The sequence below is a fragment of the Enhygromyxa salina genome (genome assembly GCF_002994635.1).
Classification (GTDB): Bacteria; Myxococcota_A; Polyangia; order Nannocystales; family Nannocystaceae; genus Plesiocystis; species Plesiocystis salina_B.
This window is the reverse complement of sequence record NZ_PVNL01000058.1, coordinates 87,790-105,874: the sequence shown is the minus strand read 5'-3', so window position 1 is coordinate 105,874 and position 18,085 is coordinate 87,790. Positions and strand designations below refer to the sequence as shown.

Sequence of the window (18,085 nt, the reverse complement as noted above, 5' to 3'; positions counted from 1 at the left end):
GAACTCGAGCCACCGACAGAGGTTCCCGTGAGCGACACCGAGTCACCTTCTCGTTGGGTCCCCGACATTCCCGCCAGCCTTGGACGCGTCGCGCGTGCAAAGCCAAAGATCCTCGTCGTCGAGGACATGGATGTAGTGTTGGAGATGTATCTGCGGACGCTCAAGGGCGCCGGTTACGACGTCGTCGGCTGCCCGACCGCTGCGGAGGGCATCGAGGCGATCGCCCAGCACCGAGACTTCGACGCCGCGCTGCTCGACTTCTCGCTGCCCGACGGCACCGCGCTCGACATCATCCCGGTGTTGCTCGACAACCGGCCGCTGACCAAGGCGCTCGTCGTCACCGGGCAAGATGACGAAGAGGTGCCCGCGCAGCTGATGAGCGCCGGCGCCCACGGCTACATCCAAAAGCCGGTCGAGGACGCGTCGCTGCTCGCGGGCATCGGCGCCACGGTGCGGGCGACGCAAGCGTGGCGGGTCGCGCTCGGGCAAAAGGGCGGCGACGATCTGCCGACGTCCGAAGACGAAGAGATGCTGATGTTCCAGACGCAGTCGATTAATTTCGACATCCGTCATGGGCTCGCGCGTCTGCAGTTCATCGCCGGCCTCAGCCCCGTGCAGACGATCACCGCGTGGCGACTGCTGTGGGGCGATCCCGACCAGCGGATCGCCGAGCTGCTCGGCTGCACCAAGCGGACGGTCAAGTATCACGTGTCGCAGGTGCTCGCGCGGACCGGCGCCCGGTCGCGCTCGGACCTGCTGCGCGTGCTGCTCGAGGACGCTGGCGTCGAAGACCCCTGGGCCAAGAGCTAGTCATTACCCCCACAACCGCCTTCGCACTTCGCAGGTCACTCGCTGCGCTCGCTCCCAACGGGCTAGCTGTTCGCAGGCGCATGTGTGGCCCCCTAGGAGGGGGCTCTCGTCTGGGCACCTACAGCCACCGGCCGGCGCTCCATTCTTGGAGCGAGCGAAGCGAGTGACCGTGAAGTGCGAAGGCGGCTGTGGGGGGTAATGATTACGTGCTCTTCACGCGTCGGACCAGGAAGTCGTAGACGCGGGGGAAGAACGGCGCGAGCCGGGCGGCCCAGACCTCGGGGCCGCCGATCATCTTGTCGTTCACGCGGCGAGCGATCGCGTCGGCGCAGCGCGTGGCGAATTGCTCGGGGCTCATGGCCTTGCTCTGGGCGTCGCCCACTCGATCGTAGGCAGAGCCGTCGGCCGTGAGCGCGTTCTTGGTGATCTCGGTGTGGACGTAGCCAGGGCTGATCACGCTGACGTGCACGCCCTGATCGTGGACCTCGGCGCGCAGGCAGTCGAAGAAGCCCTGCAGCGCGTGCTTGGAGGCGGCGTAGGCCGAGCGCAGGGGCGTGCCGATCTTGCCCATCAACGAGCTGATCACGACGATCTGACCCTGGCCACGCGCGAGCATTGAAGGGAGCACGGCCTTGGTCAGCGCCACCGTGCCGATGTAGTTGACCTCCATGATCCGGCGGTCGACCTCGATCTGGGTCTCGACCACCGTCCCGCGCTGGCTGATGCCGCTGTTGTTGATCAGGATGTCGACGTGGCCGAACCGCTCGAGCACGCGGGCATGCGCCTGCGCGATGGTCTGCTCCTCGCTGAGGTCGAGCGGCACGACCATGTGATCCCCAGCCCGATCAGATCGTTCACGCACCCGCTCTAGCAGTGGTTCTCGACGAGCAGACAGCACCAAGCTCGCCCCACGCCGCGCGAGCTCATACGCCAGCGCCTCCCCAATCCCCGCCGACGCCCCAGTGATCCACACGACCTTGCCGCTAAAATGCCCCATGCGCCGCGGATGGTGGCGTGTCAGCCCCGCTCGCGCAATAGCACGCGAGCCCCCTCACCAGCGCCAAAGGGAGCGAAGCGACCCACTCGCAGCTCTCTCAACGAGATCGAGCCCCCTTCAAGGGGGCCACACATGCGCCCGCAAACAGCCGGCCCCGAGGAGCGAAGCGACCAGACGCGCCAGCGGCTGCAGTCGGCGAAGTGCGAAGGTGTATGTGGGGGTTTTAAACGAGCCTGTCCATGACGTCGATCGCGAGCTCGTCGTAGGGATCCAGGTCGAGCGCCTGCTGGGCCGCGTCCTGGGCCCCGGCGTTGTCGGCCAGGCTCAGCAGCACGGCGCTGCGGTACGAGAACACCACGGCGATGTTGGGGTTCATGTCCTCGGCGTAGGCGAGCAGCTCCAGCGCGTGGTCGGCCATTTCGGGGCTCTGGCCGCTGGCCTGGAACCGGGCCCACGCGAGGTAGGTGTGGAGCTCGGCAACGTCGACGCCGTGCTCGTACGCGGTCTCGAGGTGCACGATCGCCTGGGCCCAGCGTGACTCGGCGATCGCAAACTCACCGTCGGAGAACTGCATGGCGCCCAGCGTCTCGGCGTCGGCGGTGGCGGTCGCTTCGGGGTCGTAGTCGAGGCCGGCGCCGAGCGTGGCGGCGTCTTCACCGAGGTCGGCGCCGTCGAGCGAGAGGTTGCCGCCGAGATCGATGTCGTCGAGCTCGTCGAGGTCCATGAGCTCGTCGCGGACGGCCATGGTGGCCTCGAGATCTGGGTCTGCGTCGAGGTCGCTGGCGAGCCCGGCGACCGGCTCGGGCTCGTCGGGCTCGTCGGGCTCGTCTAGATCGTCATCGAGGGCGTTGGCGACCGCCTCGATCGAGAGGTTGCTGAGGCTGCGATCGAGCGCGAGGTCGTCGTCGGCCTCGAGATCGGCGGCGAGCGCCGCGAGGTCGTCCTCGTCGTCCGCGAGCGGGGGGGGCTCGGCCGCGTCGAGCGGGGGCTCGAGGAGCTCGGGCTGATCGGCCGCGCCGAGATCCAGACTCGAGGGTTCGGACGGATCCGAGCTCTGGTCGAACTCATCGGCACCTTCGCTGTGGTCGAGCTCGTCGACCTCCTCGAGCTCCACCAGCTCTTCGAGGTCCTCGAGCTCCTCAATCTCGTCGTCGTCGTCGAACGCGTCGGCGTCCTCGGCGTTGGTGACCTCGAACGCGGGAGGCTCGGGCTCCGGTACTGGCTCCGGCTCCGGCGCTGGGGCTTGCGCCAACCGAGCAGGCGCGTCGAGCTTTGACGGCCCGTCGTCAGGATCTTGCTCGAACGGCTTATCGTCGTCGTCGTCGAGCAACACCATCTCGAACACGCCGGTCTCGGCCGGGTCGGCGGCCAGCGGTTGGCCTTGCCCGATCGCGGCGTCGCTGTCCTCGGCGTCGTCCGCTTCCTCGCCGCCCGCGAGATCCATGTCGTCGTCGAAGGTCTCGTCGGGGGTGTCGCGCTCGGCGGCGATCAGGGCCGACGAGATCTCGCGCGGCGCGGTCTGGATGGCGTCGGGCTCGTCGACGCCGAAGTCGTCACCCGCGTCGAAGTGCTCGTCGTCGGGCTTGGGCAGCTGGCCCGGCAGCGGCGTGTCCTCGTAGGTGGTGATCGAGAGCGCGGGCTTGTAGTCGGGCGCGAGCTGACGATCTGGCAGCACCCGGCCGTCGTCGGGCTTGGCCAGGCTCGCACGCGGCTCGCGGCGGGTCTTGGCCAGCCGCGCGACGCCAGCTTGGATCGAGGCGTAGAGCAGCAGCGCGGTCGAGGGCACGACCGGATCGCTGGGCGTGGCCAGCAGCTCGCCGATGCTCCTGCTGCCGTCGAGACAGCTGAGGAAGTAGTCCTCCTCGGGGGCGACCTCGAGCTTGACCTCTTGCTCGGGGTCGATGATCGGGAACCGCTCGCTGAAGCCCTCGAGCGAGCGGGTCGCGTGGGCCTCGTCGGTGGTCTCGAGCAGGGCGTTGATGATCATGCCCTGGACGTGGTTGGAGAAGCGCAGGCCGTAGTCGTCACCCTCGACGTCGGGCTTGTACTGATAGCGGCCGTCGTCCCAGCTGAAGATGTCGTAGAGCTTGTGACGCAGCTGGGCCTCGAGCCCGTAGCGCAGGTTGCCCTCGCTCAGGATCCCCATCTCGACCAGCAGCTCGCCCTGCTTCTTGCCCGTCCGCCGGATCGACTCGAGGGTCTGATCGCACTGCGCCTGGGTGATCAGGCCCTCGCGCGCGAGGATCTGACCGAGGCACTCGGCGGTGACGTTCGAGCGCACGGAGATCGGCTCACCGTGGCTGAAGAACACGACCTTCTTGGTCTTGCCGTTGAGCAAGTAGAGGCTGCCAGTGCTCTTGGTCCGCGCGAGCTGGCGGACGAGCTTGGGGAACGGGCTGCGGCGGAGCGTACCCTTGAGCGGGAAGCCGAGCGTGGTTTCAGTGGTCTCCGGCATGGGTGTCGTCGGGGGGGCGGGTTGGGTCGGGGTGGTCCAGCCGGGGCAGGTGGCGATCAAACGCGGCTCGGATGAGCGACCGTTCACGCTCGAGGGTCGAGACCAGCGTGTCGCGGTCTGCGAGGCCCATCCTACGTGCAAGGGCGGTCAGGCGGGGAGAATTCAGAGTCAGGCGGTCGGTCTCGCCCCAGTCGCTACCCCGCGACATGCGGAGTCGATTGAGCAGGCGTCGCTCGAACCGGTACGCGCGATCGAGCGCCGCCGCCTCAGCGTGATCGAGGGCACCGACCGACGCGAGCTGCTGCAGCGCCGTGGGGATGTCGCGGGCCCGTATGCTCATGGGCGCGGGCCCGGTCTCAGGGTCGCTTGCGGTAGCCGCTGCGGACGGGGGCGTGACCACGCGGCGACCATCGTGCCGCAACTGCAGGGCAGACACCAACAGTTCGGCCTCGAGCACCCCGCCAACCCCTGTCTTGATGTTCCACTGCTCGCGTGTCTCACGCGCGAGTTCGAGCTCGATCCGTTGCTTGAGCCGGCGCGTCTCGCTGGCCACGTGGTCTGGATCATCGTCGCGGGCCCAGACCGAGGTGGGGACGACCTCGTCGATGATCTTGGTGGCGAGACCGAGCGACGGAGCCTGCACGTGGGCGGCAGCGCCCATGTGAAACGGCTGCTCGGCCACGGCTCGCAGGCGCACCAGCGCGAGCCGCTCCCAGACCTCGAGCGGGCGGCTGTGGTAGCTTTGAAATCCAGCCAGCGACGAGACGAGCAGGCCCTGGCGGCCCGACGGGCGCATGCGCATGTCGACCTCGTAGAGCCGCAGTCCCCGGCTGCGATCCTCGAGCCGGGCGATCAGCCGGCGACTGACTCGCTGGGCGGACTCGCGGGCGACCGTGGGCGAGACGTTGTGCGCGGGCTCGAACACGAACATCAGATCGAGGTCCGAGCCATAGTCCATCGCCTGCATGCCGAACTTGCCGAGCGTCAGGACCGCGAGCGTGAACGCCGGGCCATCGCGCAGCTCGGTGGCCAGATCCGCGAGCAGCTCGCGGACGACCAGATCGGCCAGGTCCGACAGGCTGCGCCCGACTGCCAGGGGATCGGGGCGACGCGCGAGATCGTAGATGCCGATCCGGACCAGCTCACGGTGCTTGAACAACATCAGGCGGTGATCGAGGCTGCCGTCATCGCCCTCGCTCGAGAAGTTGGCGTAGTGCTCGCGCAGCTCGTCGGCCGTGGGCAGCTCGCTGGCGGCGGCCTCGAGCAGCAGCGAGAGCCCGCCATCGCGGGCTGGACCCGAGGTGCCACCAAACCCGATCAGGCCGCGGCTGAGCGGCTCGCTGGCGCCGAACAGATCGGCGACCTGGCGAACGAGCTGCTCTTGCTCGGGCGCCCCCATCACCCGCCACACGCCCAGGTGAGCGGGCCGCGTGGCCGAGAACTCGACGAGCCGACGCACCGCCTCGACGGGGTTTGCGCTGTCGAGGCAGGCCAGCAACAAGCGCTGACCACCGATCAGCGCGGCGCCGGAGCTGGCCAGCGCGCCGTGGGGACGCGACAGCAGGTGGTCGAGCATCGCGGCGACCTCTTCGGCCGCCTCCGGCCACAGCCCAAAGCTCGCGAGCGCGTCGAGCCGGGAGCGCGGCGACGAGCCGGGATCGAGCAGCACCGCCTGCGCGACCTCGCGCTCGGCCGGGGCATGGCCGGCGAGCTCGGACTCCCCGGTGAGCGTCCCGGTGATCGCCTGGACCTGGCCGCGCAGCTCGGTCAGGGCGGCGTCGAACCGAGCGAGGGTCCGCGGTGGCGCGGGCTCGCGGGCCCCGGCGAGGTTTCGCACCGCGCCGATCAACCACGTCGGTGGAGCCCCGACCGCGAGCCGACGGGCCAGCAGCTCGCGGGCCGGCTCGGCCTGGGGCACGCGGTGGGTCTGCTGTCCCTCGCTCAGCTGCACGCGATGCTCGATCCGGCGCAGCACTCGGTAGGCGCGGGCGAGGATCTCGTGCTCCCGATCACTGAGCAGCCCGGCCGCGGCCAGGCGATCGCAGGCGTCGAGGGTCGAGCGCGCGCGGAGGCTCTTGTTGCGGCCGCCGTTGAGCAGCTGCAGGCTCTGCACGAAGAACTCGATCTCTCGGATCCCGCCAGCGTCGTGCTTGAGATCGACGTTGGCGCTGCCGATGCTGTCGTGGGCCTGCGCGCGGGAGCGCTTCATCATGGCCGCGATCTCATCGAAGATCTCGGGGCCCAGGCTGCGCCGCCAGACGAACGGTGTGAGCCGCTCGAGCACGGTCGCGCCGAGCTCGAGGTTGCCGGCGACCGGGCGCGCGCGCAGCCACGCCTGGCGCTCCCAGCCGCGACCGTGACGCTCGTAGTAGCGCTCGAGCGCGGACACCGAGAGCGACAGCGGACCGCGGGAGCCGAACGGGCGCAGCCGCAGATCGACATGAAACAGCGGCCGCCAGACGCCGCTGCCTTCGATCAGGCGCAGGGCCTTGCGCAGGCGATCGTGCAGGACGGTCCGCAGCCGGTGCACCCGAGCCTCGTCCGCCGCCGCCACGGCCTCGTCGGTGTGGACGAACACCAAGTCGATGTCGCTGAGAAAATTGAGCTCGCGGCCGCCGAGCTTGCCCATGCCAAACACGCAGACTTGCTCGAGCAGCTGCGGATCGACGCCGCGCAGGGCCGCGTCGATGCACCCTCCAGCGACATCCGAGAGCGCGCCGCCGACCTCCTCGAGCGGGGCGTGCTCGAGCTCGCGGCGGGCCAGCCACAAGTAGTTGTGCGTGCGGACCCGGGCGATCGCCTCGGCGAGCGGGTAGCTGGCGAGCGCGGCGTCGATCTGATCCGCCACGGGTGGGGGCCGCGTGGGGGCGTCGCCGAGCAGGGCTTGGACCTGCGCTGCGTCGAGCAGGCGCATCAGCCGAGTCGGGTAGCTGCCCTGATGCAGCAGCGCGACGCCAGTCGAGCTCGGTGGCTCGCGCAGGTGGGTCGCCGGCAGCGACAGGGCCCGCTGCAGCGCGGCGTCGGGCTCGGGACCGGCGAGCAGCTCCTCGAGCGGCGCGCGCCAGCGAGGCGCGAGCGTGGTGACGTAGACGCCACGCTCGCGATCCTCCAGCGCGAGAACGTGCTCGAGGATCGCGCTGAGATCGTCGAGCGGGGTCGACACCTCGGACAGGATAACCCCGGCGACCGGGCGCGCCGCTCCCCCGGTCGAACCCGAGATCAGCGCGGACGCGGGTTGACACGGACGCGCGCTCGCGCTGACCTGCAGCATGCGACGCGTCGAGGCGGGGTCATCAGCTCGGGTCAGGCTTCTGACCCGCTTGCAGGCGCCATTCGTCGACCGGTTCACCTTGGGCAGCGGGCTGATGCTGTTGACACTGTCCGTCGGACTGCTCGGGCCGCTGGGGTGTCGCCGCGCGCAGTCGAACGACGCGAGCGCGCGGCCGCCCGCCGCCAGCTCCCCGGCCACACCGACCGGCAGCGCACAGCCCGATCCGAGTGAGCTCGGGGAGCCTGCGCGGTGGTCGATCGACGGGACCACCGTCGCCGAGGACCCGTCGTTGCCGCTGACGCTGGATCGTGCGCTGCGGGATCATGGTCGGCGCGGCGATCAGGTCCAAGATCACGTGATCGCCGATCTCAACGGCGACGGGGAGCTCGACGCGGCGCTGCTGTTGCCGGCGATCGCGGTCGCCGGAGCCTACGACCACCTGATCTTGCTCAGCGACAGCGGGGCGATCCGCGTGCACGACGTGGCCGAGCTCGTCGATGTCCCCCCCTTCGCGATCACGATCGTCACGCTCGTCGACGGGCCGACCTTGATCGCCGTGGCCGCGCGGATCGGCGGCTGCGAGCGCGGGCCCGGGTTTTCGTTCCTGCGTCCGACCGGCGCCATGCTCGAGCACGTCGGCTCGATCCGCGTCGAGCCCTACGACTGCGCTGCGGCTGAAGCCAGCGTCGAGTTCGTGCGAGCGGCGAGCGGCCAGGTCTCGGCGGTCGAGCTGCGGCACGGCGACGCGCTCACGCGCTACGTGTGGGATCGCAGCGTCGGCAGCTTCGCGCCGCAGTGAGCGGGGCGTGCCTCGTGGCGGGCGCCGATTGTATGGTGTGTCCATACACGGTGACGCGGGCCACGACGAAATGATCATTGTGTCGTCAACGGCAACGAGAAATTCTTGCGGCCAAACCGTTGTTCTGGCTCCAACTATTCGCTTTGCACCGATTGACCCATGATCAATCGTGAGTGTCCACCGCTCGTATTCAGAATACGAATATCAGCAGCGGGCGAGGAACCTCATGACGCCAGAGAAAACCAACCTACGGGCGCCCGCGCCGACCCGCGACTGCAGCATGTCTCTCCACGCGCGGGTGTCGATCGGTCGCGCTTGTCTCGGCCGGTCGCTGGTGCCGCCGATCGTGCGGGGCCCGGCGACCGAGCCCGTCGCTCACGTGGCCCGCAACCACCCCCGTCGACGGGTGGCGGCGGTGATCCCGGAGCACGTGCTGGTGACCACCGATGGTTCGGACTCGGCGCATCGAGCGATCCCGGCCGCCCTGGCCGCGATCCGTGCGTGTGGGAGCTCGCGGGTGACGCTGTTGCGGGTCCTGACACCCAAGCACGCGGGCCCGGTGCACGCGCTCGAGTGGGCGATGGCGCGGGCTCACGCCGAGATGGATCTCGAGCGCCTCGCCGCGCAGCTGCCCCTGGAAGAGAAGGCGACCTCGGTCGTCGCGGAGGGACGCGCCGCCGAGCAGATCCTGCACTTCATCGACACTGAAGAGGTCGATCTGATCGTGATCGCCAGCCACGGCAGCGACGGCTCGCGGAGCTGGCGGATGGGCAGCACCACCCGCAAGGTCATCTCCAGCGGGCCGGTCTCGCTGCTGGTGGTACCGGCCGAGCCGCCGTCGACCGCGTTCGAGCACATCCTCGTGCCGCTCGACTGCTCCGCGCGGGCCGAGCATGTGCTGCCCCTGGTCGCCCGCGTTGCGCAGGCGCACGACGCCCAGATCACCCTCGCGCATGTCGTCCAGCGGCCCGACAGCTCGCACCACCTGCCGTCGGGCACGCGCGAGCGCGGGCTGATCGAAGAGCTGACCCAGCACAACCGCCAGCGGGCCAAGACCTACCTCGAGGCCGTCAGTGAGCGCCTGGCGGGTCGGGGTCTGCGGGTTCAGATCAAGCTGCTGTCGGACACCAACCCGGCCCGCGCGATCGAGCGGCTCGCGAGCAGCTCCAACACCGATCTCGTGTTGCTGTGTGCCCACGGTGGCGGTTGCGCCCACGGGGAGCGCTACGGATCGGTCGCGCGTCGGCTGCTCGACTCGCTGGTCAAGCCAGTGTGGATCGCCCAGGATCTGGCAGCTGAGGCCCCTCCACGCTTCACGGCCGCACAGAGTGTGGAGTGAGGGGCGGAAACCACGATCAGGTGGTCACCGAGCGCGTGGCCGCCGAGCGGCGTAGGTCTGCGTTTGCGCCCCGACGCCACTCGACGCGCGCGCGCGCGTACGCGGTCGCCCGGCACCTCAATGGGCTGGTCCGCGCGCTCGCAGACCGCAAGGATCGCTCGCTGCCGGCCGGGATCGAGTGGGTGCTCGACAACCACTTCGTGCTGCGCCGCGCGACCCGGCAGGTCCGTCGCGGCTTCACCCGCGAGTTCGAGCGCCAGCTCGCGCGCGCGGAGCTGGGAACGGGCGCCGACAGGGGCCTGCGCCGGATCGAGGTCGAGGCGTTCTCGCTCCTGCGCGAGGGCGAGGGCCTGATCGATCGCGAGCTGATGATTCGGCGGGCGCGAGAGTTTGGCCAGCAGCACGACGCGTCGATGGCCGAGCTGTGGGCGCTGCCGATGCTGCTGCGGCTGGGCCTGCTCGAGCAGCTCGCGCGCGACGTCCCGCGGCTGCTGCATCCGATGATCGACACCGCGATCGACCATCGCGTGGCGAACTGTGTGCGCAGCCTGTTGCTGGTCGAGAAGACCGACTGGGCCCGGTTCTTCGAGGCCGTGAGCGAGGTCCACCGGATCCTGAGCCGAGATCCGAGCGGCGTGTATCCGACCATGGACTTTGCGACCCGCGATCGCTACCGCCAGATCATCGAGGCCCTGGCCCACCGCAGCGAGCTGTCCGAGACCGGCGTCGCGACCCGGGCGATCGAGTTGGTCGGCGAGGACGGGCACGTGGGTCATGTGTTGCTGGCCAGCCCCAACCGCGAGGCGCGGTCGGAGCTCGAGCGGGCGATCGGATACCGGCCGAGCCTCGGTGATCGTGTGTTGGTGCCGCTGCGGCGGCACGCGGCGTCGCTCTACATCGGCAGCATCGGTCTGGTCGCGGCGCTCCATGTCGCGGCCCTGGGCGTGGGGCTGCGCGCGGCCGGGACCAGCCTCGGCCTGGTGCTGCTCGCGTGCGCGCTGGTGCTGATCCCCGGCTGGACGATCGGCGTCAGCCTCGTCAACTGGCTGGTGACCCTCGCGGTCGAGCCGATCCCGCTGCCCAAGCTGGACTTCATCGACGGCGTTCCACGCCAGCATCGCACGCTGATCGTCGTCCCGGGCCTGTTGAATCGACCGGGCGACGCCGACGCGCTCGCGCACAGACTCGAGTCTCACTACCTCGCGACCCGCGACCCGATGGTCGAGGTTGCGATGCTCACCGATTACGGCGACGCCGCGACCGAGACGCTGCCGTCCGACGATGATCTGATCGAGCGCGCGCGCGGGCAGATCGTCGCGCTGAATCGTCGTCACGGGCTGCCAGCCGGACGGGCGGACGAGGGGCCGTTTCATCTGTTTCACCGCAGGCGGGTCTGGTGTCCGAACCAGGGCTGCTGGATGGGGTGGGAGCGCAAGCGCGGCAAGCTCGATGAGCTCAACCGGCTGCTGCGTGGCGATCTCGACACCACCTACGTGGTTCACGAAGGACGCGAGGGGCACTTCGCGGAGTTTCGCTATGTGCTGACCCTCGACGCCGACACCGTGCTCCCGCTCGGGGCCGGGCGCCGCCTGATCGAGACGCTCGCGCACCCGCTCAACCGCGCGTGCTTCGACGCGGATCTGCGGGTCCGCGCCGGCTATACGGTCCTGCAGCCGCGCGCCGACGTGGCCCCGGACGACGCGTCGACTCGGTTCGCGCGGGCCTTCGCTGGCGACGGGGCGTTCGACATCTACACTCGCGCGGTCTCGGACGTGTACCAAGATCTGTTTGGCGAGGGGATCTTCGTCGGCAAGGGCATCTACGCGATCGACGACTTTCAGCGCAGCTTGGCCGCGCGGATCCCCGAGGATCGGATCTTGAGCCACGACCTGCTCGAGGGCCTGCACGGGCGCGCGGGGCTGGTCACCGATGTCGTGGTCTACGAGGACTACCCGCAGAACTGGCTGGGCTTCGCGCGGCGCCTGCATCGGTGGGTCCGCGGTGACTGGCAGCTGCTGGCGTGGTTGGGTCGGCGCGTCCCGGTCACGGGAGGTCAGCGCACACGCAGCCGGTTTGACGGGATCGCGCGCTACAAGATCGTCGACAACCTGCGGCGCAGCCTGGTGGCGCCGACGCTGATCGGCCTGGCCGTGACAGCCTGGTTTGCGCTCCCGGGATCGGCGTGGATGTGGACGGGGCTCGTGTCGCTGCTGCTCGCGACCCCCGCGCTGACCGACCTGGCCGGGGGCGTGCTCAGCTCGGCCCGACCGGGTCGCGTTCGCGCGGCGCTGTGGGGCACGGTGGTGTCCGCGCCAGCGGCGATCGGGCGGTGGTTGTTGCGGACCACGACGCTGCTGGACGAGGCCCAGATCTGTCTGGACGCGGCGGGTCGCGCGATCGTCCGAACCGCGATCACGCGGCGCAACCAGCTCGAGTGGACACCCGCGGCGCAGGCCGGACGCGGCAGTGATGATCCCGTGACGGTGATCCGCGAGATGGCGCCGTCGCTGGTGGTGCCGCCCGTGCTCGCTGCGCTGTTGGTGGTTGTCCGGCCCGAGGCGTTCGCGGGCGCGCTGCCGATCTTGCTGGCGTGGTTCGTCGCGCCGCCGCTGGCGATCTGGACGGGGCGCGCGGGTCGACGTCGCGTCCACGCGCCCGTGTCGGTCGATCGTGCGCTGCTGCGTCGACTCGCGCGGCGTACGTGGGCGTACTTCGAGGCGATCGTGGGCCCAGAGGATCACTGGCTGCCGCCCGACAACCTGCAAGAGCAGCCGATCCACGAGGTCGCGCACCGGACCTCGCCGACCAACATCGGCATGGCGCTGCTCGCGACCCTGGCAGCCCGCGATCTTGGCTACATCGATCTGCTGGAGCTGGTGGTCCGGCTGCGGAGCACGATCGAGACCCTCGGTCAGCTGCCGCAGCATCGCGGTCACGTGATCAACTGGATCGACACGACCACGCTCGAGCCGCTCGAGCCGCGCTACATCTCGACCGTCGACAGCGGTAACCTCGCGGCCGCGCTGATCGTGCTCGAGCAGACCTGTCTCGAGCTCGCGCAGGAAGCCCGGCCAGTTCGCGGGCGGTTTGCTGGCCTCGCCGACTCGCTCGATGTGCTCGGCGACGCGCTGACCCACTGGGGGCCCGAGGCCGATCGGGCGGCGCGGCAGGTCCAGCTCATGCGCGGCCACGTGGACGCCGTGACTGACGATCCCCGGTCCTGGTCAATGAGCCTCGACGCCCTCGATGACGGCGCGTTCGTGCAGCTCGACGTGCGCCTGCTCGAGCTGTTTGACGCGCGCCGCAGCGAGGCCGCGTTCGAGCCCGCGCGCTTCGAGGAGCTGCAGACCTGGGCCACGCGGATCCGCACGGAGGTCGAGGACGTTCGCGCGGAGATGGCGGGCCAGCTGCCGTGGTTCGAGTTCGTGTCGGAGCGGCCGGATCTGGTGCCCGTCGGCGCGCGGCGACTGGTCGACGCGCTGTGCGACGCGCTGGGTCGGGTTCCGACGCTCGGGCGGACCCACGCGGTGCTCGGTCGCGCGCTCGCCCGGGTCGAGGCGCTGCAGCGCTCGCGCGATGGGCACGAGCACGGCGAGTACACGCACGAGTACACGCAGTGGTTGGACCAGCTCGAGCAGGCCCTGCGCGCCAGCCTCGATCACGCCCAGCTGGCCCGGGCCCGACTCGCCGAGGTCGCCGAGCTCGCGCGCGAGCTGGTCGCGGCGATGGACTTCGAGTTTCTGTACGACCGCGAGCGCGAGCTGACCTACATCGGCTACGACCTCAGCAGCCAGCGCTACGACGATCACCACTACGATCTGCTCGCGTCCGAGGCCCGCTTGGCCAGCTTCGTGGGCATCGCCAAGGGCGACATACCGATCCAGCACTGGGCCAAGCTCGGCCGGCCGATCGGCAACTTCGGAGCCGGGCGCGGGCTGTTGTCGTGGAGCGGCACGATGTTCGAGTACCTGATGCCGCCCTTGTTGCTGGACGAGGGCAGGGGCACGCTGCTCGACGCCAGCGCCAGAGCGGCGATCCGTGCTCAGATCGAGCACGCGGACCGCCACCGGCTCCCGTGGGGCATGTCCGAGTCAGCCTACGCGCGGCTCGACGCCGGGTTCAGGTACCAGTATCGAGCGTTCGGCGTGCCCGCGACGGGGTTTCGCCGCGGCCTCGATCGCGACCTCGTCGTCGCCCCCTACGCCAGCTTGCTCGCCCTTCACCACGAGCCGGCTGCGGTCGTCGACAACCTCGGCGCGCTCGCGGCCGTCGGTGGGTTTGGGCCGCTCGGCGTCTACGAAGCGATCGACTTCACGCGCGAGCGGATCGGGCTCGGCAGCGATCGCGCGGTCGTGTACGCGTACATGTCCCATCATCAGGGCATGATCATGCTCGCGCTGCACGGCTACCTGTGCGATCGCGCCATGGTCCGCCGCATGCATCGCAACCCGGCCGTGCGGACGATCGAGCTGTTGTTGCACGAGCGCTCGCCCGGTCGCGTGCCGATCGAGCGTCCCCAGCCGGCCGAGGAAGGCCCGCCGGTCCGGCCCCGGCTCGACAGCGTGCGCGGCTGGGCGGCCGATCCGGTCGATGGCGCGAGCGCCCACGTGGTCTCGAATGGTCGCTACGGCCTGCTGATCACGCGGGCTGGGGCGGGACACAGCTGGTGGAAGGATCGCGCCATCACTCGGCCCTGCCGGGACGCCACGCTCGAAGATCTGGGCGCGGTCACGTACCTGCGCGAGCACGACACCGGCGAGGTGTGGTGCTCGCTGGGCGGCGCGGACGATCCCAACCGCGAGGTCGTGTTCACCCCGCACGGCGCGTCGATCGTCACGCATCACCACGGCCTGGTCGCCGAGCTGACGATCACGGTGGCGCCTGTCGAGGACGTCGAGCTGCGGATCCTGCGGGTCAGCGATCGTCGCGGTCGGACGCGACGGCTGACGGTCAGCCACTACGCGGAGATCTTGTTGGGCGACGCCGTCGAGTACGAGCGGCACCCGGCGTTCGCCAAGCTGTTTGTCGACACCCAGCTGATCGTGACGCCGTACCCGATGATCCTGTGCCGCCGACGACCGCGCGCGCCCGGTGGCGAGCAGCTGTGGCTGGCCTGCGCGCTGATCTCGGACGCCGTGGCGTGGTCGGGCTACGAGACCGATCGCGCCCGCTTTGTCGGCCGTGGTCGATCGCTGACGGATCCGGTCGGGCTGACCCGCGCGCTGCCCAGCGTCGAGACCCCGATGCAGGCGACCCTCGACACCTGCGTGGCGATGACCGGCGAGGTCGAGCTGGCAGCGCGAGGCAGCTGCGAGTGCGCCTTCATCAGCGTGTTTGGTCGCTCGCGGGCCGAGGTGCTCGCGCGCGCGAGTCGGATCTCGACGATGGCGGCCGTGCGGCGGCATGCCTTCGACGCCGAGCGGACCGCGATCGAGCGGGCCCAGCGGCGTGGCCATGACACCGACGAGCTGCGCCTGCACCAGCGCTTGTTGTCGGCCATGTTGTTCCCGCGGGCCGAGCTGCGGGTCACGGGCGAGACCCTGGCCCGCAATCGGCTCAGTCAGGTCGGGCTGTGGCGCCACGGGATCTCGGGCGACCTGCCGATCGTGCTCGCGCGGGTGAGCACGGTTGGAACTGGCGTGATCACGCGCCTCGCCCGAGCCCACATGCACTGGCACGAGCGGGGCCTGGCGGCCGATCTCGTGGTCTTGGAGGAGCGCTCGCCCAGCTACGACGGCTCGCTGCGCCAGCGGCTCGCGCAGCTGCTCGAGCACCTCGGGGCCCGGATCGCGCGGGAGGGCGGGGGCGTGTTCGTGATCCACGGCGCGAGCTCGAGCGCGGCTGAGCGCAACCTCCTGCTCAGCAGCGCGAGCCTGGTGCTCGACGCCGATCTCGATCTCGAGGCCGCGCTCACGCCGATCGGGGTCCCCGAGCTGCCGCTGTTCGAGCCCGAGGGCCAGCCGCGGCCGCCGACCACCAGCTTGGCGCGACCCCGCGACCTCTTGTTCGACAACGGCTACGGCGGGTTCTCGCCTGACGGCCGCGAGTACGTCGTGCACCTCGAGCCTGGCCAGTCCACGCCCGCGCCGTGGATCAACGTGCTCGCCAACCCCGAGTTCGGCTGCATCATCTCCGAGCGCGGCGCCGGCTATGCCTGGTCGATCAACGCCGGGCTCCGGCGGCTCACGCCCTGGTCCAACGACCCGGTCCTCGATCCGCCCTCGATCTCGCTGTACCTGCGCGACGAGCTCGACGCCGAGGTCTGGTCACCGATGCCCGCGCCTGCGCCCTATCCGGCGCCGTACCAGGTCCGGCACGGGGCCGGCTACACCTCGTTCACCCACCATGGCCACGGCCTGCGCCAGCAGACCGAGGTGTTCGTCACCCCCCGCGATCCGGTCGGCGTGATCCGCCTGGGCCTCGTCAACACCTGGGACCGGCCGCGGCGGCTGACGGTGACGCTGTGCATCGAGTGGCTGCTGGGGAGCCGCAAGTCGGACACGCGCACGCTGATCAGCGACTTCGTCCCGGAGTTCGAGGTGATGTTGGCCCGCAATCCCTGGAACCCCAGCTTCGCCGATCGCTGGGCGTTTGCGGCCGCGAGCGAGCGCCTGCACGCGGTCACGACCAGTCGCGAGGAGTTCTTTGGGCGCAGCGGCGATCGGCGACTGCCCGCCGCGCTGCGGCGGATCGGGCTGTCGGGCGAGGTGCTCCTGGGCAGCGATCCCTGCGCGGTGTTGCAGGTCGAGGTCGAGCTGGGTCCGGGCGCCGATACCCAGCTGCACTTCGTGTTCGGCGAGGCTGAAGATCGCTCGAGCGCGCTCGGGCTGGCCAGGCGCTACCGAGACCCGGCGCTGGTCCGCGAGGCGCGTGAGCAGGTCGACCACCACTGGGATCGGCTGCTGTCGGCGGTCGAGGTCCACAGCCCCGATCCCGGCTTCGACCTGATGGTCAACCGCTGGCTGCTGTACCAGTCGGTCTCCTCCCGACTGTGGGGGCGCACGGGCTTTTATCAGTCGAGCGGGGCGTTTGGGTTTCGCGATCAGCTGCAGGACGTGATGGCCCTGGTTCACGCGGCCCCGGAGCTGCAGCGCGCGTTCCTGCTCGAGGCGGCCGGCCAGCAGTTCGAGGCTGGCGACGTGCTGCACTGGTGGCATCCACCGCACAACGCCGGGCTGCGCTCGCGCTGCTCTGACGATCTGGTCTGGCTGCCGCTGGTGACCGCGCACTACGTCGAGGCGACGGCGGACCTCACGGTCCTCGCCGAGCAGGTTCGGTTCCTGGATGCGCCGCCGCTGGCCACGCGTGAGCAGGAGCGCTACCACGCGGGGCTCGGGCCCGGGTTCGGGAGTGAGCTGCAGGTCGATGGATCCGCCACGCTCTACGAGCACTGCATGCGGGTGTTCGCGCGCGCCAGCGACGTGGGGGCGCACGGGTTGCCGCTGATCGGCAGCGGCGACTGGAACGACGGCTTCTCCAACGTCGGCGTGCTCGGGCGCGGGGAGAGCGTGTGGTTGGGGTGGTTTGTGCGGGCGGCCGCGCTGGCGTTCGCGGGCGTGTGCGAGCGACTGGGCGAACTCGGCGACGCCCGTGAGCTGCGGAGTCGAGTCGCGGCGCTGCGTGAGCCGCTCGAGTCCGCGTGGGATGGCGCGTGGTACGTGCGCGCGATCCATGACGACGGCGCCCCGCTCGGCGCCAGCGGCAGCGAGGCCTGCGCGATCGACTCGATCGCGCAGTCGTGGTCGGTGCTCTCGGGCGGCGCGAACGAGCTGCGCGCCCGAGTCGCGATGAACAGCGTCTGGCAGCGGCTGGTGATGCAGGATCAGCGGATTGTCCGGCTGTTCACCCCGCCGTTTCGATCGGCCGTCGCGCGGGTCGGCTACGTCGAGGGCTATCCGCCCGGGATCCGCGAGAACGGCGGCCAGTACACCCACGCCGCCGTGTGGGTCGCGTGGGCCCTGGCCGAGCTCGGCGAGAGCGAGCGGGCGTGGGCGGTCGCCAGCATGATCGGCCCGCTCGCGCATGGATCAGATAGCGAGGCGATCGAGCGCTATCGCGTCGAGCCCTACGTGGTCGCGGCCGACATCTACTCCGAGCCGCCCCACGTCGGTCGCGGCGGCTGGACCTGGTACACGGGCGCCGCGGGGTGGCTGTACCGGCTCTCGGTCGAGCGCTTGCTGGGCGTGCGGCGCAGCGAGGGGCGGATCACCCTCGCGCCCACGCTGCCGCGCGCGTGGCCGAGCGCCGAGCTGGTGCTGCGCGACGGACAGACCGTCTACCGGGTCCAGATCACCAAGCGCGACCTGGGTCGCGAGGTGATCGCGTGCACGGTCGACGGCGTCGCCGTGGCCGTGCCGACTGTGCTGCCGGCCCCCGATCAGCGCGAGCACGCTGTGGTGATCACGCTGGACTAG

7 protein-coding genes are annotated in these 18,085 nt (G+C 70.3%); 4 read left to right on the top strand and 3 right to left on the bottom strand.

All coding sequences use genetic code 11. From position 1 onward, the window contains the following. Positions 1-27 precede the first annotated feature (27 nt). On the top strand, positions 28-810 hold the full coding sequence (locus tag ENSA7_RS16165; RefSeq protein WP_106090189.1) for a response regulator transcription factor: 783 nt from the start codon (positions 28-30) through the stop codon (positions 808-810). A gap of 202 nt (positions 811-1,012) precedes the next feature. On the opposite strand, the gene ENSA7_RS16160 is transcribed toward ENSA7_RS16165, so the two are convergent. The 3 genes from ENSA7_RS16160 to ENSA7_RS16150 form a co-directional block, all read right to left on the bottom strand. After that, positions 1,013-1,807 carry an SDR family oxidoreductase gene (locus tag ENSA7_RS16160; RefSeq protein ID WP_106090188.1) on the bottom strand — a complete coding sequence of 265 codons (795 nt, stop codon included), beginning with the start codon at positions 1,805-1,807 and terminating at the stop codon, positions 1,013-1,015. Between the two features lie 223 nt (positions 1,808-2,030). Further along, entirely contained in the window at positions 2,031-4,262 is a 2,232-nt protein-coding gene (locus ENSA7_RS16155) for a DUF4388 domain-containing protein (protein ID WP_146157754.1), read from the bottom strand. Next, complete coding sequence (locus ENSA7_RS16150) at positions 4,246-7,425, bottom strand: [protein-PII] uridylyltransferase family protein (RefSeq protein ID WP_181233788.1); 3,180 nt, start codon at positions 7,423-7,425, stop codon at positions 4,246-4,248. Before ENSA7_RS16150 ends, ENSA7_RS16155 begins: the two co-directional genes overlap by 17 nt. A 157-nt stretch (positions 7,426-7,582) precedes the next feature. Here ENSA7_RS16150 and ENSA7_RS16145 point away from each other — a divergent pair, with 157 nt between their 5' ends. From ENSA7_RS16145 to ENSA7_RS16135, 3 genes are all read left to right on the top strand, one after another. Beyond that, positions 7,583-8,332 carry a hypothetical protein gene (locus tag ENSA7_RS16145; protein WP_106090185.1) on the top strand — a complete coding sequence of 250 codons (750 nt, stop codon included), beginning with the start codon at positions 7,583-7,585 and terminating at the stop codon, positions 8,330-8,332. Positions 8,333-8,558: 226 nt separating this feature from the next. After that, the gene (locus tag ENSA7_RS16140) at positions 8,559-9,671 is read left to right on the top strand and encodes a universal stress protein (RefSeq protein WP_106090184.1); all 1,113 of its coding nucleotides are present in this window, start codon (positions 8,559-8,561) and stop codon (positions 9,669-9,671) included. Next, positions 9,668-18,085: a GH36-type glycosyl hydrolase domain-containing protein gene (locus ENSA7_RS16135; protein ID WP_106090183.1), complete on the top strand. Its 8,418-nt coding sequence runs from the start codon at positions 9,668-9,670 to the stop codon at positions 18,083-18,085. Before ENSA7_RS16140 ends, ENSA7_RS16135 begins: the two co-directional genes overlap by 4 nt.

Coding starts and splice junctions, on each gene's coding strand:
- ENSA7_RS16160 (WP_106090188.1), bottom strand. CDS start 1,807: ATGGGGCATTTTAGCGGCAAGGTCGTGTGGATCACTGGGGCGTCGGCG.
- ENSA7_RS16155 (WP_146157754.1), bottom strand. CDS start 4,262: ATGCCGGAGACCACTGAAACCACGCTCGGCTTCCCGCTCAAGGGTACG.
- ENSA7_RS16140 (WP_106090184.1), top strand. CDS start 8,559: ATGACGCCAGAGAAAACCAACCTACGGGCGCCCGCGCCGACCCGCGAC.